Source organism: Leclercia sp. UBA1284 (genome assembly GCF_002308415.1).
GTDB classification, from domain to species: domain Bacteria; phylum Pseudomonadota; class Gammaproteobacteria; order Enterobacterales; family Enterobacteriaceae; genus Enterobacter; species Enterobacter pneumoniae.
This window is the reverse complement of record NZ_DBUS01000006.1, coordinates 121,456-146,129: the sequence shown is the minus strand read 5'-3', so window position 1 is coordinate 146,129 and position 24,674 is coordinate 121,456. Positions and strand designations below refer to the sequence as shown.

The window sequence follows — 24,674 nt, the reverse complement described above, 5'->3', positions numbered from 1 at the left end:
GAGTATGTTTAAGCAATACCTGCAAGTTACGAAACCAGGCATCATCTTTGGCAACCTGATCTCCGTGATCGGAGGGTTCCTGCTGGCCTCTAAGGGCAGCATTGATTACACCCTCTTTATCAATACGCTGGTTGGGGTGTCGCTGGTGGTTGCGTCCGGTTGTGTATTTAATAACTACATCGACATGGATATCGACAGGAAGATGGAAAGGACTAAGAACCGGGTGCTGGTAAAAGGCCTGATGTCCCCTTCCGTCTCGCTGGTGTACGCCACCTTGCTGGGTATTGCTGGCTTTATGCTGCTGTGGTTCGGTGCTAATCCTCTGGCCTGCTGGCTTGGGGTGATGGGTTTCGTGGTTTATGTGGGCGTTTACAGCCTGTATATGAAACGTCACTCCGTCTACGGTACGCTGATTGGTTCACTCTCCGGCGCTGCGCCGCCGGTGATTGGCTACTGCGCGGTCACTAACGAGTTCGACAGCGGTGCGCTCATCCTGCTGGCTATCTTTAGCCTGTGGCAGATGCCGCACTCCTATGCCATTGCGATTTTCCGCTTTAAGGATTATCAGGCTGCGAACATCCCGGTTCTGCCGGTCGTGAAAGGCATTTCGGTCGCCAAAAACCATATCACGCTTTATATCATTGCCTTCGCTATCGCGACGCTGATGCTCTCTTTGGGCGGTTACGCTGGATATAAATATCTGGTTGTCGCTGCCGTCGTGAGCGTTTGGTGGCTGGGCATGGCACTGCGCGGTTATAAAGTGGAAGATGATAAGGTCTGGGCGCGTAAGCTGTTCGGTTTCTCTATCATTGCTATTACCGCATTGAGCGTGATGATGTCCGTCGATTTTATGGTACCGGATTCACACAGCCTGCTCACTTACGTCTGGTAAGTTCAGGATGCTGTTAAAAAAGCCTCGGGCCTGCGCCCGGGGCTTTTTTTTGCGTAAGGTTCTGAGAAGGATGTCACGGTCATATGCCAGGCTAAGAGTATGCAAGGTGACCCCTGTATATTTACTAATTCTTAGTTTTGAAGACGCTATAGCTTAACGCTATCGACAGTGTTAGCCTCCCGAAATGGATACATAACTGATGTATTCAGGATTATTTATTAAGGGAATAAACATGAAAGAATTATCTATAATTGAAATGGAATATGTCTCAGGGGGCTTCGACCTCTTTGGCGCCGTCACCGGGTTTTCCAGCTTTGTCTTTAATTCAGGCATCGGTTTTGCCTCGTTTGTCTGGACGTCTGGTACTGCATTTACGCATTTTGTCGCCGATAGCGCACTGGAGTTCGGTAAGTATGTGATTGGCCAGTCCAGCTGGACATCTGTCGTTTCGACTGGCTCGAGTAACTGGAATAACTTTACCAGTACCGCTGGAGACAGTTGGTCTAACTTCGTCAGCAATGCCGGAAATGACTGGAATAAATTTATTGATGCTGCCTCTGCCTAACGCAGAGTGAAATTTCTGGCAGGTAAAATTGCCTGCCAGAAAAAATTAGCGGTTTCATTCACTCTACGCTCTGAACTAACGCATCATAAGTGAAACCTAAGATGTTATCTTAGCCAGACTACTCTGGCATTGCTGGCAAGCCCGGTATCATAACCTGCACCTACGAGACGCCGGGGAATGTAGCATACTGCCCCTCACCTGTTATAAGCAGAGTTTTATATCACTACATGACCGCCGTGGATAAGAGCGGCCATGCAATAATGCCGTTTTAATACTCAGGTACCGGGATTATAGCTGGTAACTTAAATTCATATTAACGGTATATTTATCCACATCCAGGTTCTTAGAATAAAGGAATGGGCTGGTCATTGAGAAATCATATTGAAGAGATTTGATATCCCCCTTGATACCGACAACGCCCCCCATCATTTTTTTACCTCCAGCGTCCTGCGTTGAGTCGCTACTGACGATCTGTCCATAATCCGTGCCTATATACGCAACGCTATCTTTAAAGCCCGTAAACATATTTAGCGTGTTCTGTAACCAGAAGCCTCTGTTACCATCAATTCCGCCACTGTTCTCAAAACCGCGAACGCTCCAGCGATCGCCGATAGTAAGTCTATCCTGCAAGGTCAGGTTATCAGGTGAGTACTGTCCGCCCACATTGAGCTCGTAGTACGCGGCCACAGGTAAGAAAGTCATTGATTTAACGTAGCTGGCGTTGAAATTCACTATCTGACTACGGGAACTGACGTCACCATAGCGCATATCGGGGGTTTTCTCTCCTCCCAACCAGGGGACGAATCGCTGCCATGTTAATGTGGTATCCAGGGTTGCACCGGTGAAGTTTTGCTTATAGTTCACCCCTAAACGCAAGTTCGTCATGTTGCGCTTTTGCAGCTCAAGCTCCGTATCTGCCAGCGTATAGTTGTATTTACGCCGTATGATTTCAGCCGTTGCAGCCAGTTTAGAATCTGCATCACGACGTAACATCCGATACCCTTTAAGGTTGAGATATTCAGTCTTGCCTATATAGTCGAAAACGTAGCCTGCCAAACCAATGCCTTGACGAGATTTACTGGTACTATAATAGGCGCTAAGCTCGGTGTAACCCACAGGGAAGCTATAGTAAGTACTGAGGTTTTTATATCCCCCAGTCTGGCTACTTGTCCCAGCCAAATAAAAGAGATCACTTATTCTGGCTATATTATACAAATAGCCCGTCATCCCCAGAAGCTGTCGACCTGTGCTTTCATCGCCAAAATTGCTATAAGACGTTCGAATATTCCAGCGTGAACTCCGCTGGGGATCGATAAGAACTTTGCTCATCCCATTTTGGTCACCTGGTAGAATTTGTATTTTAACATCGACGCCAGGTGTGCGTTGTATATTCTCTAAACCTTGCTCAATATCGCGCAGATTGAGCACGTCGCCTTTACCGAAAGGAAGAAGTGACTTAATGACATCATCATTGATAACAATGACCTCTTCAATCAAGCCAGGAGTAATTTTTAAAATAAGTTTTTTAGTGGCAAGATCTTGTGAAGGTGTCTCAACGCGCGTTGTAACAAAACCTGCATTGATATAATAATCTTGAACAAGGATAGCCGCTTTCTCGATACCTTTTATACCTAAGCATTTCCCTGCTATTTTTTCTTTAATTTGGTTTAAACCACGCTTCTTAAGAAAATCATTTTCCAGTATCAGCTCATCAATCTGAAAACATTGAGCTTCATACGGAAAATCACTCACTTCGAAAGATTGTTGTGGCGCTTTGGCAAAGACGTCGTTCTTTTCAACCTTATTTTCTTGCTGAACCGCGTTATCCTGACTTTGCTGTTCTTTGACAAGCCGCCCCAACTGCACTTCAGCTACGGACTCAACACTAACCAGAAAAAACACTGCGGCAAGACCAATAAACGAGCGAGTATCCATTCTCATCCTTAAGAGGATGGAAGCAGAAAAGAACTCTGCTTCCATCTATTAATTAACTACAGACCAACTACTCTACCGCCTTCACCACCGATTGTAGCAGGGGTGACGTCCAGACCACTGGTGCCCCCCATGACAGCCGATGAACCAGAGTTAAAGATAGTTTGAGCATGAATAACCGCATTCCCTGCAGTAAACATACTGTCGTAGTTATACACATTTTTATTAGCTGTAACATTCAGGCGTGAACCCGCTTCTAACTTGCCCCGATTAGAAATATTTTCAGCGCTAACCCGTGTGGTCAAACCCGAAATTCTACTATCGGCATTGTTTGTCACATCATAAGTAGTATTGATATTAAGCGTTCTTCCCGCCGTAATATCTTTGTTATTAGTTAATGACTTAGCCGTAATAGCAATATCTTTTTCGGAGTTGATAGTGCCATGGTTGGTCATATAACCTGTACTTGTTAAAGTAACGCCCTCTTTACCGCTAATCCATCCGGAATTACTGAAATTACCATTAACACTCAATAAAACATTACGATCAGAACTTATCATGCCTGTTCTATTATTGCTCTCAACGCTACCTGCCCCATTTAAAGACAGGCCCGTCGTATTGATGCGCAGGTCGCCTGAGCTATAGAGTGTTGAATAATCGGCATATACACGTTCTGAATTAATCAGCATGCTGCCAGCATTTGCGGCAATCTGTGCACGACTGCTAAGCAGCGCATTACTGGTCGTAATATTAACATCCCCTCTCTGGGCAAGGATGCGGCTGTCATCGACATTCAATTTACGAGAAGTGATTGTGACGCCCTGGCCGCCTACTAAACCGCCTTTTTGTTTTTCGAGGTTAAATTGCTTTCCAGCATTATCATTAAACTTATCTGCAGAACTTGAATCGATAGTTCCACCTGCTTTCAGATTCAACCTTTCGGTAGCAGCGATCAGAGAATACTTACTGTCTATATCTACAGCGGACTCAATGGTGACATTTTTACCCTCGATGTATGACCCTACGCTGTTCATGTTGGTAGCTTTCATAACCACATTGCCTGCGGTGGAACGAATCATACCACGCTGGTTATCAAGAACATTTTTGCTTTCCAGCGTAATATCATTAGTCGACGATATCGTCCCTGTATAGTTGTTAACGGAGGAGTTTTTTGCCCTCACCGAGCCGCCGCTAATTTGACCATTGATATTGCTCATGTAGCCTGTCTCAAGCGCAACAACTGCACCCTCAATACCCGCAGTAGGGCCTTTGCCGGTGTTAGTCAGGTTCTTATCATTGGTATTGACAGCTAAGGTCGCGCCCGAAGCTAACTTACCGTTGGAGTTATCGAGTGCACCGCTGCTGATATTGACATTTGAGACGCCATAAACGCGTCCACCGCGAATGTTCGTGAAGGCTTGTCCATGGGAGTCGATCGAAATCATTCTGTCACCCAGGATGCTACCAGCGGTATTGTCAATTTTACCGTTATTCGCTATTTCGATATTGCCGTTGGACGTGAGTGTTCCACGACTATTAACCAGCTTGCCGGTATTTGTAATCTTGACTCCGCCCGCGCCGCCGCCAATGGTGCCTTCGTTACGCACGCCGGTACCTGTTTCTGTGCTTATCAGGCTGATTTTGTTTGCGTACATGCCGCCTAAGCGGGAGACATCCACACTAAAGCCCGATATTTTTGTGCGCGGCACTGACGTCGCCGTCACGACACCTTGCGTGTTAATTTTGTTGGTGCCCGCAATAACCGTCAGTTCACCCGTCTGGATGGTCCCTGTTATTTTAGCGTGACGCGCCAGGATCTCCGTTGGAGATGTGCTCTGCAAACCTCCAACCGTGATAAGACCGTCACTCACGATGTAGCCTTTCAGCTCGCCATCTTTAATCTCTGGCGTCCCGGTGGTTAGGGTTGCTTTTGAGGCGTTGATGAAACCGCTGTCCTTGGTCGTAATACCGTTAGGGTTAGCGATAATCACATGAGCAGCATCGCCTGCGACCTCTATCATGCCATTCAGTGCACTCGGTTTACGGGAGGTGACCTCGTTCAAAATCACGCGTGCAGTACTTCCTCCCGCCAGGTTCGGGTTGCTATCGATCTGCCCACCCAGAGTCGTTGTGACTTTTCCCGCTACCGTCGTTCCAGGATTACTGGTCGCCGGAGAAAGACCCAACTTTTCAAAGATAGATATTGAGCCCGGAGAGGGTTGCGACGTTGTGGTGTTACCGGCGTTATTTAAGATCAGCCCCTCTTTATTGACATTCAGAGTCTGATAAATGTTATGAGAAATGCCTTTGCTGTTTGGCGCTTTGATATTGACAATAGTTGTACCGTTAGCTGCTCTGGTTACATTGCCATCAACCATTGTAATATCGGCCGCCTGCGCCATTACCGGCATCAGCATTAACAGTGAAGCAGCAATAGGATTTAATCTGATTGCCTTACATTTGTTTTCGCTATTTTTCATATAAACCTATCAAGTAAAGATTATGTTGTTAATACCCAGACCAAAGGAAACCCGAACACTGAACTTTAATTCAAAAGCGTCTCCCTTTTGGCCATTTAATGCCGCAGGTACATTCAATTATGTGTTAATAAACTATGCTACAAGGTCATGCCATGCCGACCTCATTAACTCAAAAGATCAGGAAAAATAATGAATTTAAACCTGCCTTTAATGAAACTAATTTCATGGCGCAATAGTTAACACCACCCAATAGCTTCACCACAAAGTAAATATGCCTAGGAACTCACGCCTCCCTGTTCAGGATACGTATAGTTACTGAGCAAAATTTCGTTGCAGATCTTCTTTATTAGATGTTCAAATCGAACATCTAAATAAAGTCACCCAACCTCTTTGACAGCAGAATTTTAATCGTAACGAGCTTAATACAATAGTGAATAAGCCCTGAATTCTGTGACAAAAACGTGAATCAACACTTTTCTTAATGAATTATATAAAAAAATGAGAGTGAATTTATTCGCAACTTTTTAGTAATGGGCAAATGCAAAATAAATCTATGTTTTTCAGTAACATTCAACCACAATGAACCATTAATGAAGTAAATCATGCTTTATCTAAAACTTTCATCGCCGTATATTCATACCCATTTCACATACTGAAGAGACAAAACCACTATGATTCATATCATGTTTATATTCGATTAGTCTGCTTTTCGAACCATCAATACATTTTGTTATTTTAAAAAGTTACTCATTAAAATCGTTGCTTTAGCGTCAAAACTGTTTCGGAGCCCCACCCTTGCAAACCCAAAATGAATATCCTTTTAACAGTTACCGATAAATACAATGCAAGATACCATTAAATAATTTCAATAGTTTTGTAGTTTAAATACCCTGCTTATATTCAACCCACTCTATAAAAGCAGGCCAAAAGAATACATTCGGAATGAAAATGATAGCATCAGACTTATAAATTGGATAAATATATTGCATTCCAGTCAATGCGGATTGTCAGTGCGATCACCTGCATGACAGCATCACTATGCTCATGACTTTGCGTTGGTAGCAGATAGCCGCCATAAACTTTTAAATAACTTATAACGGGTAAAGAAATCATTAAACCCCTTCATTTACGACGCAGGTAGCCAAACTTATTATTGTTATGAACTTTTGGGCGAACAAGATAATGCCTGAACAAAACCGCATTCGGTTGGAAGAGATTTGATTCAAACACATCAAGAGAGATAAAGGTTAACAAGACAGAAGCCTTTCTTGACTCTGCTAACGTTACAATTTTGCATTTCGTGCCTCAATGCCCACATTTATCTGGCTGAAAAACGCTAACATTAACGTTTACTTAATATATTTTAACAAACATCTATTTACCGTACTTATCACCCCACCTAAACTATGGCCTGCTTTTAGGTTGAGGTGGTAATGAACGATTATAAAATGACGCCGGGCGAGTTGCGCGCCACCTGGGGTTTAGGGACTGTTTTCTCACTGCGTATGCTCGGCATGTTTATGGTCCTGCCCGTTCTGACTACGTATGGTATGGCGCTGCAGGGTGCCAGCGAAGCACTGATTGGTCTGGCGATTGGCATCTATGGCCTGGCCCAGGCCATCTTTCAGATCCCCTTCGGTCTGCTCTCTGATCGCGTAGGTCGCAAGCCGTTAATTGTGGGCGGATTGCTGGTCTTCGTGCTGGGTAGCGTTATCGCCGCCCTCTCCCACTCTATCTGGGGCATTATTCTTGGCCGCGCGCTGCAAGGTTCCGGGGCGATAGCCGCCGCCGTGATGGCACTGTTGTCAGACTTAACGCGCGAACAAAATCGCACCAAAGCAATGGCCTTTATTGGCGTGAGTTTCGGGGTGACCTTTGCCATAGCGATGGTGCTCGGCCCGGTTATTACGCACAAGCTGGGTCTGCATGCCCTGTTCTGGATGATCGCCATACTGGCGACTATCGGTATTGCCTTAACGCTGTGGGTAGTGCCGGACAGTAAAAATCATGTCCTCAACCGTGAGTCGGGGATGGTGAAAGGCTGCTTCAGCAAAGTGCTCATGGAGCCGCGCCTGCTCAAGCTTAACTTCGGCATTATGTGCCTGCATATTCTGCTGATGTCGACCTTTGTCGCCCTGCCAGGACAGCTTGCAGCGGCAGGTTTTCCGGCGGCAGAGCACTGGAAGATTTACCTCGTGACGATGCTGATTTCGTTCGTCTCGGTGGTGCCATTTATTATCTATGCCGAAGTGAAGCGTAAGATGAAGCGCGTCTTTATCGGTTGCGTGGCGATATTGCTCATTGCCGAGATCGTGCTTTGGGGTTCCGGCCCGCACTTTTGGGAGCTGGTAGCTGGCGTACAACTCTTCTTCCTCGCCTTTAACCTGATGGAAGCGCTGCTGCCGTCGCTGATCAGTAAAGAGTCTCCGGCCGGTTATAAAGGGACGGCGATGGGCATTTACTCCACCAGCCAGTTTCTTGGGGTGGCCATTGGCGGCTCGCTTGGCGGCTGGGTAGATGGTCTGTTTGATTCACAGACGGTCTTCCTCGCGGGCGCACTGCTGGCCATGGTCTGGCTGTTTGTTGCCACCACCATGAAAGAGCCCCGTTACGTAAGCAGCCTGCGGATCGAAATTCCTGATGGCGTTGAGATAAATGAGGCGCTGAAACAGCGTCTTGAATCCACTGAAGGCGTAAGTGAAGTCCTTATTGCCGCGGAAGAGCGCAGTGCCTACGTCAAAATAGACAGCAAGGTGACTAACCGTTTCGAAGTGGAACAGGCAGTGAAAGCCTAAAAAAAAGCCCGGTCTGACCGGGCTTTTTTTTTAATCACGGAAGTTTTTAAACTGGAACGGCTGTCCCAGATCGCCGCCCCGCACCAGCGCCATCACAGACTGCAGATCGTCACGGGATTTACCGGTTACGCGAATTTCTTCACCCTGGATTTGCGCCTGAACTTTCAGCTTGCTGTCTTTGATGAGCTTAACGATTTTCTTCTGCACCGCGCTCTCGATGCCCTGCTTCAGCTTGGCTTCAACAAACCAGGTTTTACCGCTGTGGACGAACTCTTCCGGAACATCCAGTGAGGTACCTTCAATGCCGCGTTTCAGCAGCTTGGCACGCAGAATATCCAGCAACTGGTTTACCTGGAAATCGGACTCGCTGAGCACCTTAATGGTCTTATTTGCGTCATTCAGCTCGAAAGTGGCCTCAACGCCCCGAAAATCGAAACGTGACTCGACTTCACGGCTAGCGTTATCCACGCCGTTACGCACTTCCTGAATGTCCACTTCAGAAACAATATCGAAAGATGGCATCTTTTCTTCTCCCTTCATATTTGTTGCGTTGCATAATACCCGCTACGAGGCATAACTCAACAGAAGCTTAGCTGACGGCGCTATACTTAGGCCGTAACACCTGGCGCAGTTGCAGGTGAGGAGGAACAATGAAAATTACTGTGCTTGGATGCGGAGCCCTGGGCCAGCTTTGGCTTACTGCGCTGCGTAAGCATGGTCACGATGTTCAGGGTTGGTTGCGCGTGCCCCAGCCTTATTGCAGTGTGAACCTGATTGAAGAGGACGGGACGATTTTTAATGAATCGCTTACCGCCAACGATCCCGATTTTCTCGCCCAGAGCGATATGCTGCTGGTGACCCTGAAGGCCTGGCAAGTTTCCGATGCCGTTAAAGCGCTGGCCGCCACGCTACCCGCCTCATCCCCTGTGTTGTTGCTGCATAACGGTATGGGCACCATTGATGAGCTAAAAAGTATCCACCAGCCGCTTTTGATGGCCACCACCACGCACGCGGCGCGGCGCGATGGCAATATCATTGTTCACGTAGCTGGCGGCGTCACCCATATTGGCCCGGCCCGGGCGCAGGATGGGGATTACAGCTATCTGGCCGATACGCTGCAGGACGTTTTACCCGATGTGGCCTGGCATAATCATATTCGTCCACAGCTCTGGCGTAAGCTGGCGGTAAACTGCGTGATCAATCCCCTGACGGCGCTCTGGAATTGTCCAAACGGCGAATTAAAAAATCATCAGCAACTGGTGGCCACGCTCTGCGCGGAGGTCGCGTCGGTGGTGGAGCGGGAAGGCTTACACACCTCCGCTGACGATCTCCGTTATTACGTCGATCAGGTTATTGAAAGTACAGCAGAAAATATCTCTTCAATGCTGCAGGACGTGCGTGCCCAGCGTCACACTGAGATCGATTATATTACCGGGTATTTACTTAAACGGGCGCGAGCCCACGGCATTAGCGTGCCGGAAAACGCCCGTCTGTATGACATGGTTAAACGTAAGGAGAGTGAGTATGAGCGCGTCGGCACTGGTATGCCTCGCCCCTGGTAGCGAAGAGACCGAAGCAGTCACGACCATTGATTTACTGGTGCGCGGCGGCATTAACGTTACCACCGCCAGCGTAGCCAGCGATGGTAACCTGGCAATTGTCTGTTCACGCGGCGTGAAGCTCCTGGCCGATGCCCCGCTGGTAGAGGTGGCGGATGGTGATTACGACATCATCGTGTTACCGGGTGGCCTGAAGGGGGCAGAGTGTTTTCGGGACAGCCCCCTGCTGGTAGAGACCGTACGTCAGTTCCATCTTTCCGGGCGTATCGTCGCGGCCATTTGCGCCGCAGCGGGCACGGTGCTTGTGCCTCATAACCTGTTTCCTGTCGGCAACATGACGGGTTTCCCGACGCTTAAAGATCGTATCCCCGAAGAGCAATGGGTGGATAAACGCGTGGTCTGGGATCCGCGCGTCAATCTGTTAACCAGCCAGGGGCCGGGTACATCGATTGATTTTGCGCTGAAGATTATTCAGCTACTGGCTGGACGCGAGAAAGCCCATGAAGTGGCATCTCAACTGGTTATGGCGGCGGGCATTTATAATTACTACGAATAAAAAAACGGCAACCCTGGGGTTGCCGTTATCGTATTACGGGCGATACACCTTCACGTTGGCAAAGCCCTGCTCGCGGAGATAGAGCGCCTGCAGGCGGCTCATCACCCCACGCTCACACCACAGCAAATACGTTTTGTTCTGGTCGAGGTCACCAAACTTCGTGCTCAGTTTGTAGAATGGCAGTGAAACTACCTCCACACCCTCAACCTGCAGTGGTTTGTCATCCTGTTCATCAATAGAGCGGATATCCAGAATCGCATCGTTAGCGCTAAAACCTTTCACGGTTTCCACTTCCACGACGTCCTGCTCGGTCTGCTGAGCAATCTCGCGAATATCGATATTGGACGCTTCGGCGACCACTTTATCCAGGATACTGAAGTCGAAGTTCTCTTCTTCCGCTTCGATTTTTCCCTTCACCGCTTTCACTGTCGGGCTTTTTGAAATCACGCCGCAATATTCCGGCATGGTGCGGGCGAAGTCGGCGGTACCGATTTCACGCGCCAGGTCGATGATATGCTCTTTATCGTGAGAGATCAGCGGGCGGAGAATCAGAGTATCAGAGACGTTGTCGATCAGGCGCAGGTTGGTCAGCGTCTGGCTGGAAACCTGTCCCAGCGCTTCGCCAGTGACCAGCGCCTGCACGCCGTAGCGCTCAGCAACCTGGGAGGCCGCACGCACCATCATGCGCTTCAGTATCACCCCCATCTGGCCATCTTCCACTTTCTCGAGGATCTCGCCGACCACGGGTTCGAAGTTTATCGCCACAAAACGCACGCGGTGGGAGCTACCAAAGCGGTTCCACAGATAGTGCGCAACCTGACGAACGCCGATTTCATGCGCGGCGCCACCCAGATTAAAGAAACAGTAGTGCACACGACAACCGCGACGCATAAGCATATAGCTGGATACGCCGGAGTCGAACCCACCGGAGATAAGCGACAGCACATCTTCCTGGGTACCGATGGGGAAACCGCCAATCCCTTCGTAGCGCCCTTTCACCAGCAACAGGCGATCGTTTTCGATCTCAAGGTGAACGGTCACATCCGGGTCGGTCAGCTTCACGCGCGCCGATTCAACGTGCTGATTCAGCCCGCCGCCCACATAGCGTTCAGCTTCAATTGAGCTAAATTCATGTTTACCGCGACGCTTTACGCGAACGCAGAAGGTTTTGCCTTCGATCTGGTCGCGGTACTGCGCCAGCGCTTTCTCGAAGATGTCATGCAGAGACGTGAACGGCACGTCCTCGACTTCCAGAATATGGTGGATGCCCGGAATACGGGTGAGCGCATCGCGAATATCAATACGCTTATTTTCATCTTTGGCGCGCACTTCAACGTGGTCCCAGTGGCGAACCACAGCGAGGGTTTCGTCATAGTGCTTTAATACGTTACGAATGTTCCCGGTCAGAATTTTAATAAAGCGCAAACGCACAGATTGGCTTTTGATGGTGATTTCAGGGAACAATTTAATGATAAACTTCATGGCGGCAATGGTTCTTTGGCAAGCCCTGAGAGGCTTGTGATGGAAAAGTACAGCAGCCCCTATACCGAAGACTGCATCCAGGCGCGCAAGTATACCACCATCGCGCGGCTCCTGTGCATATTGCGCGTTATTTGCTTATCAGCCTGAGTCCGTTACCATGAACAGGCAAAAACAGTAGAGTCAATTCACTATGCCAAAGAAAAATGACGCACCCGCCAGTTTCGAAACTGCGCTGGGTGAACTAGAGCAAATCGTTACCCGTCTGGAAAGTGGCGACCTGCCGCTGGAAGAGGCGCTGAATGAGTTCGAGCGCGGCGTGCAGCTGGCGCGTCAGGGTCAAGTTAAGCTGCAGCAAGCTGAACAGCGCGTGCAGATCCTGCTTTCTAATAGCGAAGATGCTGCCCCCACCCCTTTTACACCGGACGCTGAGTAAATGGATTTTGCGAATCAGCTTCAGACGTGCGTCGAGCGTGCTAACGACGCGCTTCGCCGTTTCATTGAGCCACAGCCTTTTCAGAACACTCCGCTGGTCGGCGCCATGCACTATGGCGCACTGTTGGGCGGCAAACGTCTGCGCCCGTTCCTGGTCTATGCCACCGGCAACATGTTTGGTATCAGCACCGGAACGCTGGACGCCCCCGCGGCCGCCGTTGAGTGTATTCATGCTTACTCATTAATGCACGACGATTTACCGGCGATGGATGATGACGATCTGCGCCGCGGTCAGCCAACCTGCCACATTAAGTTTGGCGAAGCGAATGCCATTCTGGCGGGCGATGCGCTACAAACCCTGGCGTTTGCTATCCTGAGTGATGCGCCGATGGCAGAGGTGGCCGATCGTGACCGCCTGGCCATGATCTCCGAACTGGCGCAGGCCAGCGGCGTGGCGGGTATGTGCGGCGGTCAGGCACTGGATCTGGAAGCCGAAGGGCGCCAGGTGACGCTGGAACAGCTGGAGCGCATTCATCGCCACAAGACCGGGGCACTGATTCGCGCCGCCGTTCGTCTGGGAGCATTGAGCGCGGGCGAACAAGGGCGTAACGCCCTGCCGATCCTGGATCGCTACGCAGAAAGTATCGGTCTGGCTTTCCAGGTTCAGGATGACATTCTGGATGTCGTGGGCGATACTGCAATATTGGGTAAACGTCAGGGTGCCGATCAGCAGCTTGGCAAAAGTACCTACCCCGCCCTGTTGGGTCTTGAGCAAGCCCAACGTAAAGCCCGGGATCTGATTGATGATGCCCGCCAGTCGCTAAATGAACTGGCCGCGCAGTCACTGGACACCTCGGCACTGGAAGCGCTAGCGGACTACATAATCCAGCGTGATAAATAAACTATATATCTCGATGAGCCTTTGATGAGTTTTGATATTGCCAAATACCCGACACTGGCGTTGGTTGACTCCACCCAGGAGTTGCGTCTGTTGCCGAAAGAGAGCCTGCCGAAGCTGTGCGATGAGTTACGTCGCTATCTGCTCGACAGCGTAAGTCGTTCCAGCGGCCACTTCGCCTCCGGGCTTGGCACGGTGGAGCTCACCGTAGCGCTGCACTACGTCTACAATACCCCCTTCGATCAGCTGATTTGGGATGTTGGCCATCAGGCTTATCCGCATAAAATTCTTACTGGCCGTCGCGATAAAATTGGCACCATTCGCCAGAAAGGGGGGCTGCATCCGTTCCCCTGGCGCGGTGAGAGCGAATACGACGTCTTAAGCGTCGGTCACTCCTCCACCTCGATTTCCGCCGGTATCGGCATTGCCGTCGCGGCAGAGAAAGAGAACAAGCAGCGCCGTACCGTCTGCGTAATTGGTGACGGGGCGATCACCGCGGGTATGGCCTTCGAGGCAATGAACCATGCGGGCGATATCAAACCGGATATGCTGGTGGTGCTGAACGACAACGAAATGTCGATCTCCGAGAATGTCGGCGCGCTCAATAATCATCTGGCGCAACTGCTCTCCGGTAAGCTCTATTCCACCCTGCGTGAAGGCGGTAAAAAAGTCTTCTCCGGTGTACCGCCGATCAAAGAGCTGCTCAAGCGTACGGAAGAACATATCAAAGGCATGGTCGTGCCAGGCACGCTGTTTGAAGAGCTGGGCTTTAACTATATCGGTCCGGTCGATGGCCACGATGTGCTGGGGCTGGTCACTACGCTCAAGAACATGCGAGACCTCAAAGGCCCGCAGTTCCTGCATATCATGACCAAAAAAGGTCGCGGATACGAACCGGCGGAAAAAGATCCGATCACTTTCCACGCGGTACCGAAGTTTGACCCGACTAGCGGCTGTCTGCCGAAAAGCAGCGGCGGCATGCCGAGCTACTCCAAAATCTTTGGTGACTGGCTGTGTGAAACCGCAGCGAAAGATAACAAGCTGATGGCCGTTACGCCCGCCATGCGCGAAGGCTCCGGCATGGTTGAGTTCTCTAAAAAATATCCGGATCAATATTTTGACGTGGCGATCGCCGAGCAACACGCGGTGACCTTCGCGGCTGGTCTGGCGATTGGCGGCTATAACCCGATCGTGGCGATCTACTCTACCTTCCTGCAGCGCGCCTACGATCAGGTGATCCACGACGTGGCTATCCAGAAGCTTCCGGTGCTGTTTGCTATCGACCGCGCAGGCATTGTCGGTGCCGACGGCCAGACCCATCAGGGCGCATTCGATCTGTCGTTCCTGCGCTGTATTCCTGACATGGTGATCATGACCCCGTCTGATGAAAACGAATGTCGTCAGATGCTGTTTACCGGCTATCACTATCAGGACGGTCCAAGTGCGGTTCGCTACCCGCGCGGTAACGCGCTGGGCGTTGAGCTTGAACCTCTGCAAAAAATGGCGATTGGCAAAGGCGTCATCAGGCGTCGCGGTGAAAAGGTCGCGATCCTGAACTTCGGCACGCTGATGCCGGAAGCCGCTCAGGCCGCCGACGCGCTAAACGCGACTCTGGTTGATATGCGCTTTGTGAAACCGCTCGACGAGGCGCTTATCCTTGAAATGGCCGCCAGTCACGAGATGCTGGTCACGCTGGAAGAGAACGCGATTATGGGCGGCGCGGGCAGCGGCGTGAACGAAGTGCTGATGGCGAACCGCAAGCCAGTACCGGTGTTGAACCTTGGTCTGCCGGATCACTTCATTGCCCAGGGCACCCAGGATGAAGCCCGCGCAGAAATTGGTCTTGATGCTGCCGGTATCGAAGCCAGAATTCGCAGCTGGCTGGCCTGACCCCACCTCTCCCCTTTCCGCTCCTGCTATGCTTAAACCTCATGTTTAAAACAGCAGGAGTGGAACCGTGCAATATACAACATTAGGAAAAACAGACCTTAAGGTTTCCCGTCTTTGTCTGGGCTGTATGACATTTGGCGAGCCGGATCGGGGTAAACACGCCTGGACGCTGCCGGAAGAGAGCAGTCGCCTGCTCATCAAGCACGCCCTTGATGGCGGCATTACCTTTTTTGATACCGCAAACAGCTATTCCGACGGCAGCAGCGAAGAGATTGTCGGTCGCGCCCTGCGCGACTTTGCACGTCGGGACGAGGTGGTTGTCGCCACTAAGGTTTACCATCAGGTAGGCGACCTGCCGGAAGGGCTCTCCCGCGCACAGATTCTGCGATCGATTGACGATAGCCTGCGTCGGCTGAATATGGATTATGTGGATCTGCTGCAAATCCATCGCTGGGATTACAACACCCCTATCGAAGAGACGCTCGAAGCGCTGAACGACGTGGTTAAAGTCGGGAAAGCACGTTTTATCGGCGCATCCTCCATGCACGCTGCGCAGTTTGCCCAGGCGCTGGATTTACAGGCACAACATGGCTGGGCGCGCTTCGTGACAATGCAGAATCACTATAACCTCATCTATCGGGAAGAGGAGCGCGAGATGCTGCCGCTCTGCTATCAGGAAGGCGTTGCGGTGATCCCCTGGAGCCCGCTGGCGCGCGGCAGGTTAACCCGTCCCTGGGGCGAGACGACGGCCCGCTCGGTTTCGGACGAGTTTGGCAAAACCCTCTATTTAGAAAGTGACGCCAACGATGCGCAGATCGCCGAACGTCTGGCCGCCATTGCAGAAGAGACCCATGCAACCCGCGCGCAGGTGGCGCTGGCATGGTTGCTGAGTAAACGTGGGGTCGCGGCACCGATTATTGGTGCTTCACGCGAGGATCAGCTGGATGAGTTGCTGCGTGCGGTTGAGCTAACACTTACGCCGGAGCAGATCGCCGAACTCGAGACGCCCTATCAGCAGCATCCGGTCGTGGGGTTTAAATAACCCCGAATCCCCTCTCCCGCAAGGAGAGGGGACACACTATTCACTGTGCGAAGTGATCGTAGCCTTTCCAGTCCAGCGTGACAGGCTCTCCGTCACGCACAAACTGCATCCCTTCGCTTTCCGGCAGGATCTGGCCGATACAGGTAAAGGGAACGCCCAGATGGCCAAGGGCCACATCCAGCGTACCGCGATTCAGTTCAGGCACGGTGAAACACAGCTCGTAGTCTTCACCACCCGAGAGCGCCCAGCGTAGAGCCTGTTCAGGCTCAGCATGGCGGCGCAGCGGCGCCGAAAGCGGGAAGGTATCGAGATCGACACGCGCTCCAACGCCGCTGGCCTTAAGTATGTGGCCAAGATCGGAAATCAAGCCATCAGAGAGATCGATTGCCGCACTGGCACGATCCCGTAGCGCCTGCCCATGAAGAATGCGTGGCGTCGGACGCAGATGACGTTTTATCAGGTAGTCGGCATCAGCAGCCTCTTCGACCACCAGACGGTCTTGTAAAATCGCCAGCCCGGCCGCACTGTCGCCAGGGGTTCCGGTCACATAGATCCAGTCTCCCGGCTTCGCGCCTGAGCGCTTCAGAGCCCGTCCAGCCGGGACATAGCCGTGGATCGCCAGCGTCATCGACAGCGGGCCCGCTGTGGTATCGCCGCCAATCAGCTGCATATCGTAGTAGTTAAGCTGCTCGAAAAGGGCATCGCTGAACGCTTCCAGCCACGCTTCATCTACCTTCGGCAGGGTGAGCGCCAACGTTAACCACGCCGGGTCGGCCCCCATCGCCGCCAGATCGCTGACGTTCACCGCCAGCGCTTTGTACGCCAGATCGGCAGGATCGATGTCCGCCAGAAAATGGTTGCCACACACCAGCGTATCGGTGCTGATGGCCAGCGTCTGTTTTTCCGGAATATTGAGCAGTGCGCAGTCGTCACCGATGCCGGTTTCAACATCACGACGAGAAGATCTGACGCGGTCAAAATAACGGGCAATCAGGGAGAATTCGCCGCATGCCATACGTTATGCCTCGCTAAGAAAAGAAAAAACCGGAGACTACACCGCACGAAGGCAGCACAGTACTCCGGTTTGCGGATCACTTTTTGTGGGGACGGATCGCAGGAGCGGCTTTATCCAGCACGCCATTGACGAATTTATGGCTGTCTTCAGCACCGAAGGTTTTCGCCAGTTCGATCGCTTCGTTGATGGCCACTTTGTACGGCACATCGTCACGTTTGGACAGTTCGAACAGGGCGATACGCAGTACGGCTTTCTCAACCTGGCCCAGCTCTTCGAGCAGACGGGACAGGTATGGCTTCATCAGTCCGTCGAGATACGCGCTATTAGTCGCCACTCCCGACAGCAGTTCACGGAAGTACAGGACATCAACGCCTTTGACGTCTTGTTCCGCCAGGAACTGGTATTCAACATCAGCGATGTCGTTCTGGGACAACTGCCAGGAGTAAAGTGCCTGGACGGCACATTCACGGGCGCGGCGACGAGCAGCAGGTTTCACGGAATTCCCCTTACAAAAATCAGGCCTTGATGGCTTTCAATACATTAATCATTTCAAGCGCGGTCAGTGCAGCTTCTGCACCTTTGTTACCGGCTTTGGTGCCAGCGCGTTCGATAGCTTGTTCAATACTTTCAGTGGTGAGCACGCCAAACGCGACAGGAATTTCAGCATCCTGCGCAACGTGCAGCAGACCATTGCTGGCACCGCCTGCTACATATTCAAAGTGCGCGGTACCGCCACGAATAACCGTACCCAGCGCAATTACCGCATCATACTTGCCGGTTTTCGCCAGCGCGCCTGCTGCCAGCGGCAGTTCATAAGCGCCTGGAACCCAGACAACGGTAATATTTTCGTCTTTCACCTGACCGATACGTTTCAGGGCGTCTACCGCACCTTCCAGCAGGCTGTCGTTGATGAAGTTGTTAAAACGCGCAATGGTGATGGCGACGCGAGCGTCCGGGGTAGCAACAGCGGCTTCAATAATGTTCATACTCTTCCTTAACGGGTTCATTTGGCCCCGCAGGGGGGCGGATTTTATCATAATAATTTGCGTACTGCTTCCCTATTTCAGTAAGCCTTACGCGGGAATTAAATGCAGGCAAATATCGGGTCCAATCGGGCGTATCTCGCTGAACTTAAGCTGCGGTGCATCGGCCAGTTTTTCAAGGCCCGGCAGGACAAACAGACCACGCGCGTCGTTGCCTAACAGTTTAGGGGCAACGTAAACAATGAGTTCATCCACCAGCCCCGCCTGCAGTAGCGCCCCGGCAAGGGTCGGCCCTGCTTCAACCCAGATGCTGTTCACCTGCTGCCTGCCGAGCTGCATCATAAGTACTACCAGATCGAGGTGGCCATTATGCTCGGGTACAATCAGCGTTCGAACGCCCTCCGGCCATGCGCGGCTATCTTCCCCGGTGCGGACAAAAAGCGTTTCACCTGGCTGCTGGACAATACGATGCTCTGGCGTGACGCGGTTTTGGCGGTCCAGCACGATGCGAAGCGGCTGACGCAGGTCATCCTGGGAATAGCAGGACTGCGTATCGGCAGAAAGTTCGTCCCAGCGCACGGTCATTGACGGGTTATCCGCCAGCACGGTGTCACTGGTGGTGAGAATAGCATGGCTTTGCGCGCGCAGACGTTGCACATCTCGCCTTGATTGCGCAGAAGTGATCCACTGGCTCTCGCCGTTGGCCATCGCCGTACGGCCATCAAGAGAGGCGCCGAGCTTTAACTGAATAAAGGGAAAGCCCGTCCGCATGCGCTTCAGGAAACCTTTATTAATGGCTTCGGCGTCCTGCATCATCAGGCCATGACTCACCTCAATCCCTTCCTGCTGCAGGCGGAACAATCCACGGCCGGCTACCTGCGGATTAGGATCCTGCATCGCTGCCACCACACGCGTCACCCCTGCGTTAATCAGCGCTTCACAGCAGGGTGGCGTGCGCCCATGATGGCTGCAAGGCTCAAGCGTCACGTAAGCCGTCGCCCCACGCGCCTTCTCGCCGGCCATCCGCAGGGCGTGTACTTCGGCATGCGGCTCGCCGGCGCGAAAGTGAAAACCTTCTCCGACGATTTCGCCCTCTTTCACAATTACACAGCCAACGTTGGGATTGGGATGGGTAGTAAAACGTCCGCGCTGCGCCAGCTTTAAGGCTCGCGCCATGTACATTTCATCCTGCATGGGCTTAATCCTGTAGGCGGGCGATCTCTTCGCCAAATTCTTTAATATCTTCGAAGCTGCGGTAGACAGAAGCGAAGCGGATATAGGCCACTTTATCGAGCTTTTTCAGCTGCTCCATCACCAGGTTGCCGATCATCTTGCTCGGCACTTCGCGCTCACCGGTACCGCGCAGATGGGATTTGATGTGGTTAAGTGCCGTTTCGACGTCATCTGCGCTGACGGGGCGTTTTTCCAGCGCTTTCAGCATTCCACTTCGCAGCTTCTCTTCATTGAAGGGTTCGCGAATATCGTTGCTTTTCACTACCCGCGGCATAACCAGCTCTGCCACTTCAAAGGTAGTAAAACGTTCGTTGCATACCAGGCATTGCCGGCGGCGGCGTACGGAGGAGCCTTCCCCCACCAGACGGGAGTCGATTACTTTGGTATCCACGGCGAGACAGAATGGGCAATGCATACGGTGTCCTGACTTTCGGGTTAACTGAGTTCCATTTTACCCTGAACTGGGCTGACAACAAAGGAAGAGCGTTTTTGAGATAATGGATCTATACCCTGCCTTGCTTCGTTGGCTACGATTATCACCATCCGTTATTTCAAGGAATTAAACGCAATGACAAGACGTTACCTGAAAATTCTCCTGGTGGGGAGCCTCTTTAGCCTTAGCGCCTGTGCACAGCAAAGCGAAGTTCGCCAGATGAACCAGAGCGTGAGCGCGCTAAACCAGACCATGAGCGAGCTCAACCAGGAAACCGTAAAGATCACTCAGCAGAACGCGCTGAATGTGAAATCGACCAGCGGTGTTTATCTGCTACCGGGCGCTAACACTCCGGCGCGGCTGAAAAGCCAGATCGGCACGCTGCGAATGTCGTTGGTAGACGTGGCGCCCAATGCTGACGGTACCCGTGCCACGCTGCGCATTCAGGGCGAGTCTAACGATCCCTTACCCGCTTTTAGCGGCACCGTGGAGTGGGGCCAGATCCAGGGCACCACAGATAATTTCCAGGAGGTGAATGTGCAAAGCCAGCTGATTAATGCGCCGGCCAGCGTACTCGCCCCGAGCGATGTGGATATCCCACTGCAGTTGAATGGCGTTACCCCAGAACAGCTCAGTTTTGTCCGCATCCACGATATCCAGCCCGTCGCGCAGTAATCTCTTCAGCGGAACGTAACCACGTTCCGCTTTCATTTAAATTCCGCAAAGATTGGCAACATAAATGTTTGCCAGTACAATCCGCTCCGTTTAAAGTACGCAAACGTGAACGCAATCGATTACGTATGTGAGAGATATGTGAAACAACACATATTTTTGTGAGCACGGATTCCTATAATAGGCTCGCAGAAACACGAAATATTTAGAAACGCTATTCGCGCATTTTTCACTCCCGTAAGGGATTTCAAATCAGTGGCATCATTATGAAAAAAACATTACTGGCAGCTGGCGCAGTTCTGGCGCTCTCAACCACTTTCTCTGTTAACGCAGCGGAAAACGATAAACCTGAATATGTCTCCGACTGGTGGCACCAGAGCGTGAACGTGGTCGGTAGCTACCACACCCGCTTCGGACCTCAGATCCGTAACGATACCTACCTTGAATACGAAGCGTTTGCCAAGAAAGACTGGTTTGATTTCTATGGTTACCTGGATGCGCCGGTATTCTTCGGTGGTAACACTGATGCGAAAGGTATCTGGAACCACGGCTCTCCGCTGTTCATGGAGATCGAGCCGCGTTTCTCTATCGATAAGCTGACCGGCACCGACCTGAGCTTTGGTCCATTCAAAGAGTGGTACATCGCGAACAACTACATCTACGACATGGGTCGCAATAAAGATGGCCGCCAGAGCACCTGGTATATGGGTCTGGGTACCGACATCGATACCGGTCTGCCGATGAGCCTCTCCCTGAACGTGTACGCGAAATACCAGTGGCAGAACTACGGTGCTGCGAACGAAAACGAGTGGGATGGCTACCGTTTCAAAGTGAAATACTTCGTGCCGATTACCCAGCTGTGGGGCGGTAACCTGAGCTACATCGGCTTCACCAACTTTGACTGGGGTTCCGATTTAGGCGATGACAGCGCCACCGATCTGAACGGCAATAAATCCCGTACCAACGACTCTATCGCCTCCAGCCACATTCTGGCGCTGAACTACGATCACTGGCATTACTCTGTTGTTGCGCGTTACTGGCACAACGGTGGTCAGTGGAACGACGATGCTGAGCTGAACTTTGGCAATGGCAACTTCAACACACGTACTACCGGCTGGGGTGGTTATCTGGTTGTCGGTTACAACTTCTAAGCATCGCTTCAATGTATGAAAGCCAGCCTCCGGGCTGGCTTTTTTATTGCTTCACTTTACGCAAAAAGTCGGCCAGAGAACGTTCTGCACTTTCGCTGAAGCGTCGCCCAGTCAGGGTGATGGTCAGGCAACGGTCGAGGCGAAAACAGCGGTAGTCATTGCGTCGCTCACACCAGGCTGCGAGTAGCCAGTGCTCTCCCCAGAAAAACAGCCCTAACGGCTGCACCTCCCGCCAGGAGAGCTGCCCGGCCTCATCCCGATAATGTAACGCGAGCACCTGCTGGGAAGATATCGCCTGATGAATGACATCAAAGCCGCTTCTCGAATGGGGTTGCAGGGCAATATCCGGCGCGTAAATGCGGGTCTGCTCGGCCTTGCGACGGCTCTCTTCGGGCAAAATAGCGAGCACTTTCTCCTGCGCCGACTCCAGTTCTTTTGAGAGCGACTCACCTCCCCAGGTTTTGAGCAGGCGAATGGCAACGATCAGCGCTTCGGACTCGCGGTTAGTCAACATCAACGGCGGCAAATCAAAGCCCGACAGCAGTCGATAACCACTTCCGGCTTCGCCCTCTATCGGCACGCCCGACAGCGACAGATCGCGGATATCGCGATACACCGTGCGCGCCGACACGCCCAGTCGTTCAGCGAGCAGCGCGGCGGTGGTCAGCCGTCTGCCCCGCAGAATCTGTACGATCTGAAACAGGCGGTCAGCGCGTCGGGTCATCGATTTTCACCTTCACTTGTTATCAGGCGGGCTGATGGAGCCCTACCCGGTTGCCTTCGCTGTCCGTAAACAGCGCAATAGTGCCAATGCCGCGCGGCAGGACCAGCGGGCCGAAAACACATTCTCCCCCGGCTGAGGCCACGCGATCGAGCGTTGCCGCAAGGTTTGAGGTATGAAGATAGATAATCGCCCCTTGCTGCGACGGCGCAATGCCGTCAAATTTAGCCAGCGCACCGCCGACGGCCGGATCATCGTGCGGGAACACGGCCAGTTCCGCGCAGTCCATCGCCTCACGTTTTAGCGAGACCTGCATCACCGGCTCATAAAAGGCAATGGCCCGCTCCATATCCGTAACCGCAATCTCAAACCAGTTAATGACGTTATTCATACATCCTCCTGCCTGTTGAGTAAGTTCAGAAGGAGTGTACGCCTGGCCTCCTGACAGCATACTGTCAGCAGAGTGGCTCACTCAGTAAAAATAAGGGCAAGTGATTGATTTAGCAGCCACGGGCGCAGATAACCGACGGTATTAGAGAGCGGTAAAACCTGCTCGGGCAGCCTGATGCCCAGCTGCGTCTGAATATAGGCCCGGCGCGTACAAATACGCTGCCAGAGCGCAGGCCAGGCGGTCTGAATCTCGTGGCGAAGCGCTTCATCCGCCAGCGCCACGGTATCTTCAATGCTGGCGCCGGCGTACCCCGCGCGGGAGGGAATGATATCGATCTGCAGGATCATACCGCTTTGTAACGTCGCGGCTGAATTCGGGCCAATGGGGGAACAGAGCCACTCCTCATCCGCCACCAGATGTCCCGGATTAAGATGCCAGTGGTAGTCTGCTTTCGGCAACACCCGTTCGACCAGGTCATACATCTCACCGCCACGCAGGCCAATACGCAGATGCTGCAGCCAACAGACCACCGCATTGAAATAGGGTTTGGCGACCACCTCGAGGTAGTCTGCTACCGCCGGTGTTAGCTCATTTTCATCTGCCACCACATAAGCCGCACGGCTGCTTAAGCCGCCTTTATAACCGGTCGTCAGCGAGAATTTATCTCCGCGCTGAATAATTTTGTCCCCCGGATAGAGCCTGGCATCAGCAAAGCGCTCGCCAGTGGCGGCAATCATCACCACGTTATTAGCCTGCCCCTCTGCCGCCAGCAGCGCGCCGATCTGCTTCTCGGTTTTACCGGGCGCGATGGCATTCAGCGCCGTGAGAATTGCCGTGGAGGCGAGATTGGCACCGTATTCGTAGTGCGCCAGTTCGTTTGCATTATTGGTGATGCGGGCGCCACTCTCGGGCGAGATAAAGATCCCCGTTGCATTGCATAACCGCGCCTGAGGTGCCGCCAGACGCAGGGCATCGACAATAAACGCGGGGAGATCGAACATCTGCAAACTGTCGTCGCGCGCGCCAGTAAATAGCTTCCAGCCCGCCAGCCCAACGGTGTTCGCGCCTGAGAGCCCCGCCTCACGAAGCAACTCCGGGAAGGAGTGCTGATTATCCATCGGCTGGTTTGGCAGTGAAAACCACGGCGCATGGATAACGCGGTTCGCCAGTCGGGCATGCGCCGCCAGCTTAAGGTTTTCATTACCCAGCACCAGGGCCGCCTCCCCCGTCTGTTGCAGTATCAGGAGCGCCTCTTCAAAGCGCGGGATAAACCCGGTGAGATATTCAAAATTGCCGCCGTGCTCTTTGTCGGCATAGATAACCAGCGTATCCAGCCCCTGCTGTACCATGCGGCTAAGGACTTTCGCCTTGCGCTGCTGCAGCGTTTCATCGCTTAGCGTTACAGATGGCACATCGTGCCAGAGGGTCGGTTGGGGAACAGATGAGAGGGTGATGACGGCCATCGGTATTGCTCCATGTCATTTCGCATTCACACTGGAGAGTACCCAAATCCGTACGCGCTGTACCAAAAAAAATCCCGGCCTTGCGACCG

The 24,674-nt window shown here is 52.2% G+C and carries 23 protein-coding genes; 11 read left to right on the top strand and 12 right to left on the bottom strand.

The window, feature by feature from the left end; genetic code table 11:
• Positions 1-4: 4 nt before the first annotated feature.
• Both cyoE and B3511_RS03935 read left to right on the top strand, forming a co-directional pair.
• The gene (cyoE, locus tag B3511_RS03940) at positions 5-892 is read left to right on the top strand and encodes a heme o synthase (protein ID WP_286777579.1); all 888 of its coding nucleotides are present in this window, start codon (positions 5-7) and stop codon (positions 890-892) included.
• Positions 893-1,124: 232 nt separating this feature from the next.
• Positions 1,125-1,457 (top strand): hypothetical protein, encoded by a 333-nt coding sequence (locus B3511_RS03935; RefSeq protein WP_046884459.1) that lies wholly within the window; start codon positions 1,125-1,127, stop codon positions 1,455-1,457.
• A 288-nt stretch (positions 1,458-1,745) separates the two neighbouring features.
• Here the strand turns inward: B3511_RS03935 and B3511_RS03930 are convergent, their stop codons facing one another.
• Together B3511_RS03930 and B3511_RS03925 are read right to left on the bottom strand one after the other, a co-directional pair.
• Positions 1,746-3,392, bottom strand: coding sequence for a ShlB/FhaC/HecB family hemolysin secretion/activation protein (locus B3511_RS03930; RefSeq protein ID WP_286777578.1), 1,647 nt, complete (start codon positions 3,390-3,392; stop codon positions 1,746-1,748).
• A gap of 56 nt (positions 3,393-3,448) precedes the next feature.
• Positions 3,449-5,869, bottom strand: a complete 2,421-nt coding sequence (locus tag B3511_RS03925; RefSeq protein WP_286777577.1) for a filamentous hemagglutinin N-terminal domain-containing protein — start codon at positions 5,867-5,869, stop codon at positions 3,449-3,451.
• 1,433 nt (positions 5,870-7,302) lie between these two features.
• On the opposite strand from B3511_RS03925, the gene B3511_RS03920 reads away from it, so the two are divergent.
• Complete coding sequence (locus B3511_RS03920) at positions 7,303-8,664, top strand: MFS transporter (RefSeq protein ID WP_286777576.1); 1,362 nt, start codon at positions 7,303-7,305, stop codon at positions 8,662-8,664.
• Between the two features lie 30 nt (positions 8,665-8,694).
• Here B3511_RS03920 and B3511_RS03915 read toward each other — a convergent pair whose 3' ends face one another.
• Positions 8,695-9,186: a YajQ family cyclic di-GMP-binding protein gene (locus B3511_RS03915; RefSeq protein WP_040076922.1), complete on the bottom strand. Its 492-nt coding sequence runs from the start codon at positions 9,184-9,186 to the stop codon at positions 8,695-8,697.
• A gap of 128 nt (positions 9,187-9,314) precedes the next feature.
• On the opposite strand from B3511_RS03915, the gene panE reads away from it, so the two are divergent.
• Complete coding sequence (gene panE / locus B3511_RS03910) at positions 9,315-10,226, top strand: 2-dehydropantoate 2-reductase (RefSeq protein WP_212477033.1); 912 nt, start codon at positions 9,315-9,317, stop codon at positions 10,224-10,226.
• Positions 10,189-10,779, top strand: coding sequence for a protein deglycase YajL (yajL, locus tag B3511_RS03905; protein WP_207293100.1), 591 nt, complete (start codon positions 10,189-10,191; stop codon positions 10,777-10,779). Before panE ends, yajL begins: the two co-directional genes overlap by 38 nt.
• Positions 10,780-10,812: 33 nt before the next feature.
• Here yajL and thiI read toward each other — a convergent pair whose 3' ends face one another.
• Positions 10,813-12,261, bottom strand: coding sequence for a tRNA uracil 4-sulfurtransferase ThiI (gene thiI, locus B3511_RS03900; RefSeq protein ID WP_040076926.1), 1,449 nt, complete (start codon positions 12,259-12,261; stop codon positions 10,813-10,815).
• Between the two features lie 190 nt (positions 12,262-12,451).
• On the opposite strand from thiI, the gene xseB reads away from it, so the two are divergent.
• The 4 genes from xseB to B3511_RS03880 all read left to right on the top strand — a co-directional run bounded on the left by xseB (position 12,452) and on the right by B3511_RS03880 (position 16,523).
• Positions 12,452-12,694 carry an exodeoxyribonuclease VII small subunit gene (gene xseB / locus B3511_RS03895; protein WP_040076927.1) on the top strand — a complete coding sequence of 81 codons (243 nt, stop codon included), beginning with the start codon at positions 12,452-12,454 and terminating at the stop codon, positions 12,692-12,694.
• Positions 12,695-13,594 (top strand): (2E,6E)-farnesyl diphosphate synthase, encoded by a 900-nt coding sequence (ispA, locus tag B3511_RS03890; RefSeq protein WP_046884465.1) that lies wholly within the window; start codon positions 12,695-12,697, stop codon positions 13,592-13,594.
• Positions 13,595-13,618: 24 nt separating this feature from the next.
• Positions 13,619-15,481 (top strand): 1-deoxy-D-xylulose-5-phosphate synthase, encoded by a 1,863-nt coding sequence (dxs, locus tag B3511_RS03885; RefSeq protein WP_286777575.1) that lies wholly within the window; start codon positions 13,619-13,621, stop codon positions 15,479-15,481.
• Between the two features lie 67 nt (positions 15,482-15,548).
• Positions 15,549-16,523, top strand: coding sequence for an aldo/keto reductase (locus tag B3511_RS03880; RefSeq protein WP_286777574.1), 975 nt, complete (start codon positions 15,549-15,551; stop codon positions 16,521-16,523).
• A gap of 40 nt (positions 16,524-16,563) precedes the next feature.
• Here the strand turns inward: B3511_RS03880 and thiL are convergent, their stop codons facing one another.
• The 5 genes from thiL to nrdR all read right to left on the bottom strand — a co-directional run bounded on the left by thiL (position 16,564) and on the right by nrdR (position 20,169).
• The gene (thiL, locus tag B3511_RS03875) at positions 16,564-17,538 is read right to left on the bottom strand and encodes a thiamine-phosphate kinase (protein ID WP_286777573.1); all 975 of its coding nucleotides are present in this window, start codon (positions 17,536-17,538) and stop codon (positions 16,564-16,566) included.
• A 76-nt stretch (positions 17,539-17,614) separates the two neighbouring features.
• Positions 17,615-18,034, bottom strand: coding sequence for a transcription antitermination factor NusB (gene nusB, locus B3511_RS03870; protein WP_040076933.1), 420 nt, complete (start codon positions 18,032-18,034; stop codon positions 17,615-17,617).
• Between the two features lie 19 nt (positions 18,035-18,053).
• Positions 18,054-18,524 (bottom strand): 6,7-dimethyl-8-ribityllumazine synthase, encoded by a 471-nt coding sequence (gene ribE, locus B3511_RS03865; RefSeq protein WP_040076935.1) that lies wholly within the window; start codon positions 18,522-18,524, stop codon positions 18,054-18,056.
• 87 nt (positions 18,525-18,611) lie between these two features.
• A complete protein-coding gene (gene ribD / locus B3511_RS03860; protein ID WP_286777572.1) occupies positions 18,612-19,715 on the bottom strand; it encodes a bifunctional diaminohydroxyphosphoribosylaminopyrimidine deaminase/5-amino-6-(5-phosphoribosylamino)uracil reductase RibD in 1,104 nt (367 codons plus the stop codon).
• 4 nt (positions 19,716-19,719) lie between these two features.
• Positions 19,720-20,169 carry a transcriptional regulator NrdR gene (gene nrdR / locus B3511_RS03855; protein WP_040076938.1) on the bottom strand — a complete coding sequence of 150 codons (450 nt, stop codon included), beginning with the start codon at positions 20,167-20,169 and terminating at the stop codon, positions 19,720-19,722.
• A 153-nt stretch (positions 20,170-20,322) separates the two neighbouring features.
• Between nrdR and B3511_RS03850 the strand changes: the two genes are divergently transcribed.
• Together B3511_RS03850 and B3511_RS03845 are read left to right on the top strand one after the other, a co-directional pair.
• Positions 20,323-20,862, top strand: a complete 540-nt coding sequence (locus B3511_RS03850; protein WP_286777571.1) for a DUF3251 domain-containing protein — start codon at positions 20,323-20,325, stop codon at positions 20,860-20,862.
• A 263-nt stretch (positions 20,863-21,125) separates the two neighbouring features.
• Positions 21,126-22,010 carry a nucleoside-specific channel-forming protein Tsx gene (locus B3511_RS03845; protein ID WP_263616374.1) on the top strand — a complete coding sequence of 295 codons (885 nt, stop codon included), beginning with the start codon at positions 21,126-21,128 and terminating at the stop codon, positions 22,008-22,010.
• A gap of 43 nt (positions 22,011-22,053) precedes the next feature.
• On the opposite strand, the gene B3511_RS03840 is transcribed toward B3511_RS03845, so the two are convergent.
• The 3 genes from B3511_RS03840 to B3511_RS03830 all read right to left on the bottom strand — a co-directional run bounded on the left by B3511_RS03840 (position 22,054) and on the right by B3511_RS03830 (position 24,585).
• Positions 22,054-22,734: a helix-turn-helix transcriptional regulator gene (locus B3511_RS03840; protein ID WP_040076941.1), complete on the bottom strand. Its 681-nt coding sequence runs from the start codon at positions 22,732-22,734 to the stop codon at positions 22,054-22,056.
• Between the two features lie 22 nt (positions 22,735-22,756).
• The gene (locus B3511_RS03835) at positions 22,757-23,122 is read right to left on the bottom strand and encodes a VOC family protein (RefSeq protein ID WP_040076942.1); all 366 of its coding nucleotides are present in this window, start codon (positions 23,120-23,122) and stop codon (positions 22,757-22,759) included.
• Positions 23,123-23,199: 77 nt separating this feature from the next.
• Positions 23,200-24,585, bottom strand: coding sequence for a M24 family metallopeptidase (locus B3511_RS03830; RefSeq protein ID WP_286777570.1), 1,386 nt, complete (start codon positions 24,583-24,585; stop codon positions 23,200-23,202).
• Positions 24,586-24,674 lie beyond the last annotated feature (89 nt).

Excerpts from the sequence above, each read along its gene's own strand:
- panE (WP_212477033.1), top strand. The coding sequence starts at position 9,315 with ATGAAAATTACTGTGCTTGGATGCGGAGCCCTGGGCCAGCTTTGGCTT.
- thiI (WP_040076926.1), bottom strand. The coding sequence starts at position 12,261 with ATGAAGTTTATCATTAAATTGTTCCCTGAAATCACCATCAAAAGCCAA.
- B3511_RS03935 (WP_046884459.1), top strand. The coding sequence starts at position 1,125 with ATGAAAGAATTATCTATAATTGAAATGGAATATGTCTCAGGGGGCTTC.
- B3511_RS03920 (WP_286777576.1), top strand. The coding sequence starts at position 7,303 with ATGAACGATTATAAAATGACGCCGGGCGAGTTGCGCGCCACCTGGGGT.
- B3511_RS03830 (WP_286777570.1), bottom strand. The coding sequence starts at position 24,585 with ATGGCCGTCATCACCCTCTCATCTGTTCCCCAACCGACCCTCTGGCAC.
- B3511_RS03930 (WP_286777578.1), bottom strand. The coding sequence starts at position 3,392 with ATGGATACTCGCTCGTTTATTGGTCTTGCCGCAGTGTTTTTTCTGGTT.
- B3511_RS03915 (WP_040076922.1), bottom strand. The coding sequence starts at position 9,186 with ATGCCATCTTTCGATATTGTTTCTGAAGTGGACATTCAGGAAGTGCGT.
- cyoE (WP_286777579.1), top strand. The coding sequence starts at position 5 with ATGTTTAAGCAATACCTGCAAGTTACGAAACCAGGCATCATCTTTGGC.
- xseB (WP_040076927.1), top strand. The coding sequence starts at position 12,452 with ATGCCAAAGAAAAATGACGCACCCGCCAGTTTCGAAACTGCGCTGGGT.
- dxs (WP_286777575.1), top strand. The coding sequence starts at position 13,619 with ATGAGTTTTGATATTGCCAAATACCCGACACTGGCGTTGGTTGACTCC.
- B3511_RS03850 (WP_286777571.1), top strand. The coding sequence starts at position 20,323 with ATGACAAGACGTTACCTGAAAATTCTCCTGGTGGGGAGCCTCTTTAGC.
- B3511_RS03840 (WP_040076941.1), bottom strand. The coding sequence starts at position 22,734 with ATGACCCGACGCGCTGACCGCCTGTTTCAGATCGTACAGATTCTGCGG.
- B3511_RS03845 (WP_263616374.1), top strand. The coding sequence starts at position 21,126 with ATGAAAAAAACATTACTGGCAGCTGGCGCAGTTCTGGCGCTCTCAACC.
- yajL (WP_207293100.1), top strand. The coding sequence starts at position 10,189 with ATGAGCGCGTCGGCACTGGTATGCCTCGCCCCTGGTAGCGAAGAGACC.
- B3511_RS03925 (WP_286777577.1), bottom strand. The coding sequence starts at position 5,869 with ATGAAAAATAGCGAAAACAAATGTAAGGCAATCAGATTAAATCCTATT.
- ribD (WP_286777572.1), bottom strand. The coding sequence starts at position 19,715 with ATGCAGGATGAAATGTACATGGCGCGAGCCTTAAAGCTGGCGCAGCGC.
- ribE (WP_040076935.1), bottom strand. The coding sequence starts at position 18,524 with ATGAACATTATTGAAGCCGCTGTTGCTACCCCGGACGCTCGCGTCGCC.
- ispA (WP_046884465.1), top strand. The coding sequence starts at position 12,695 with ATGGATTTTGCGAATCAGCTTCAGACGTGCGTCGAGCGTGCTAACGAC.
- B3511_RS03835 (WP_040076942.1), bottom strand. The coding sequence starts at position 23,122 with ATGAATAACGTCATTAACTGGTTTGAGATTGCGGTTACGGATATGGAG.
- nrdR (WP_040076938.1), bottom strand. The coding sequence starts at position 20,169 with ATGCATTGCCCATTCTGTCTCGCCGTGGATACCAAAGTAATCGACTCC.
- thiL (WP_286777573.1), bottom strand. The coding sequence starts at position 17,538 with ATGGCATGCGGCGAATTCTCCCTGATTGCCCGTTATTTTGACCGCGTC.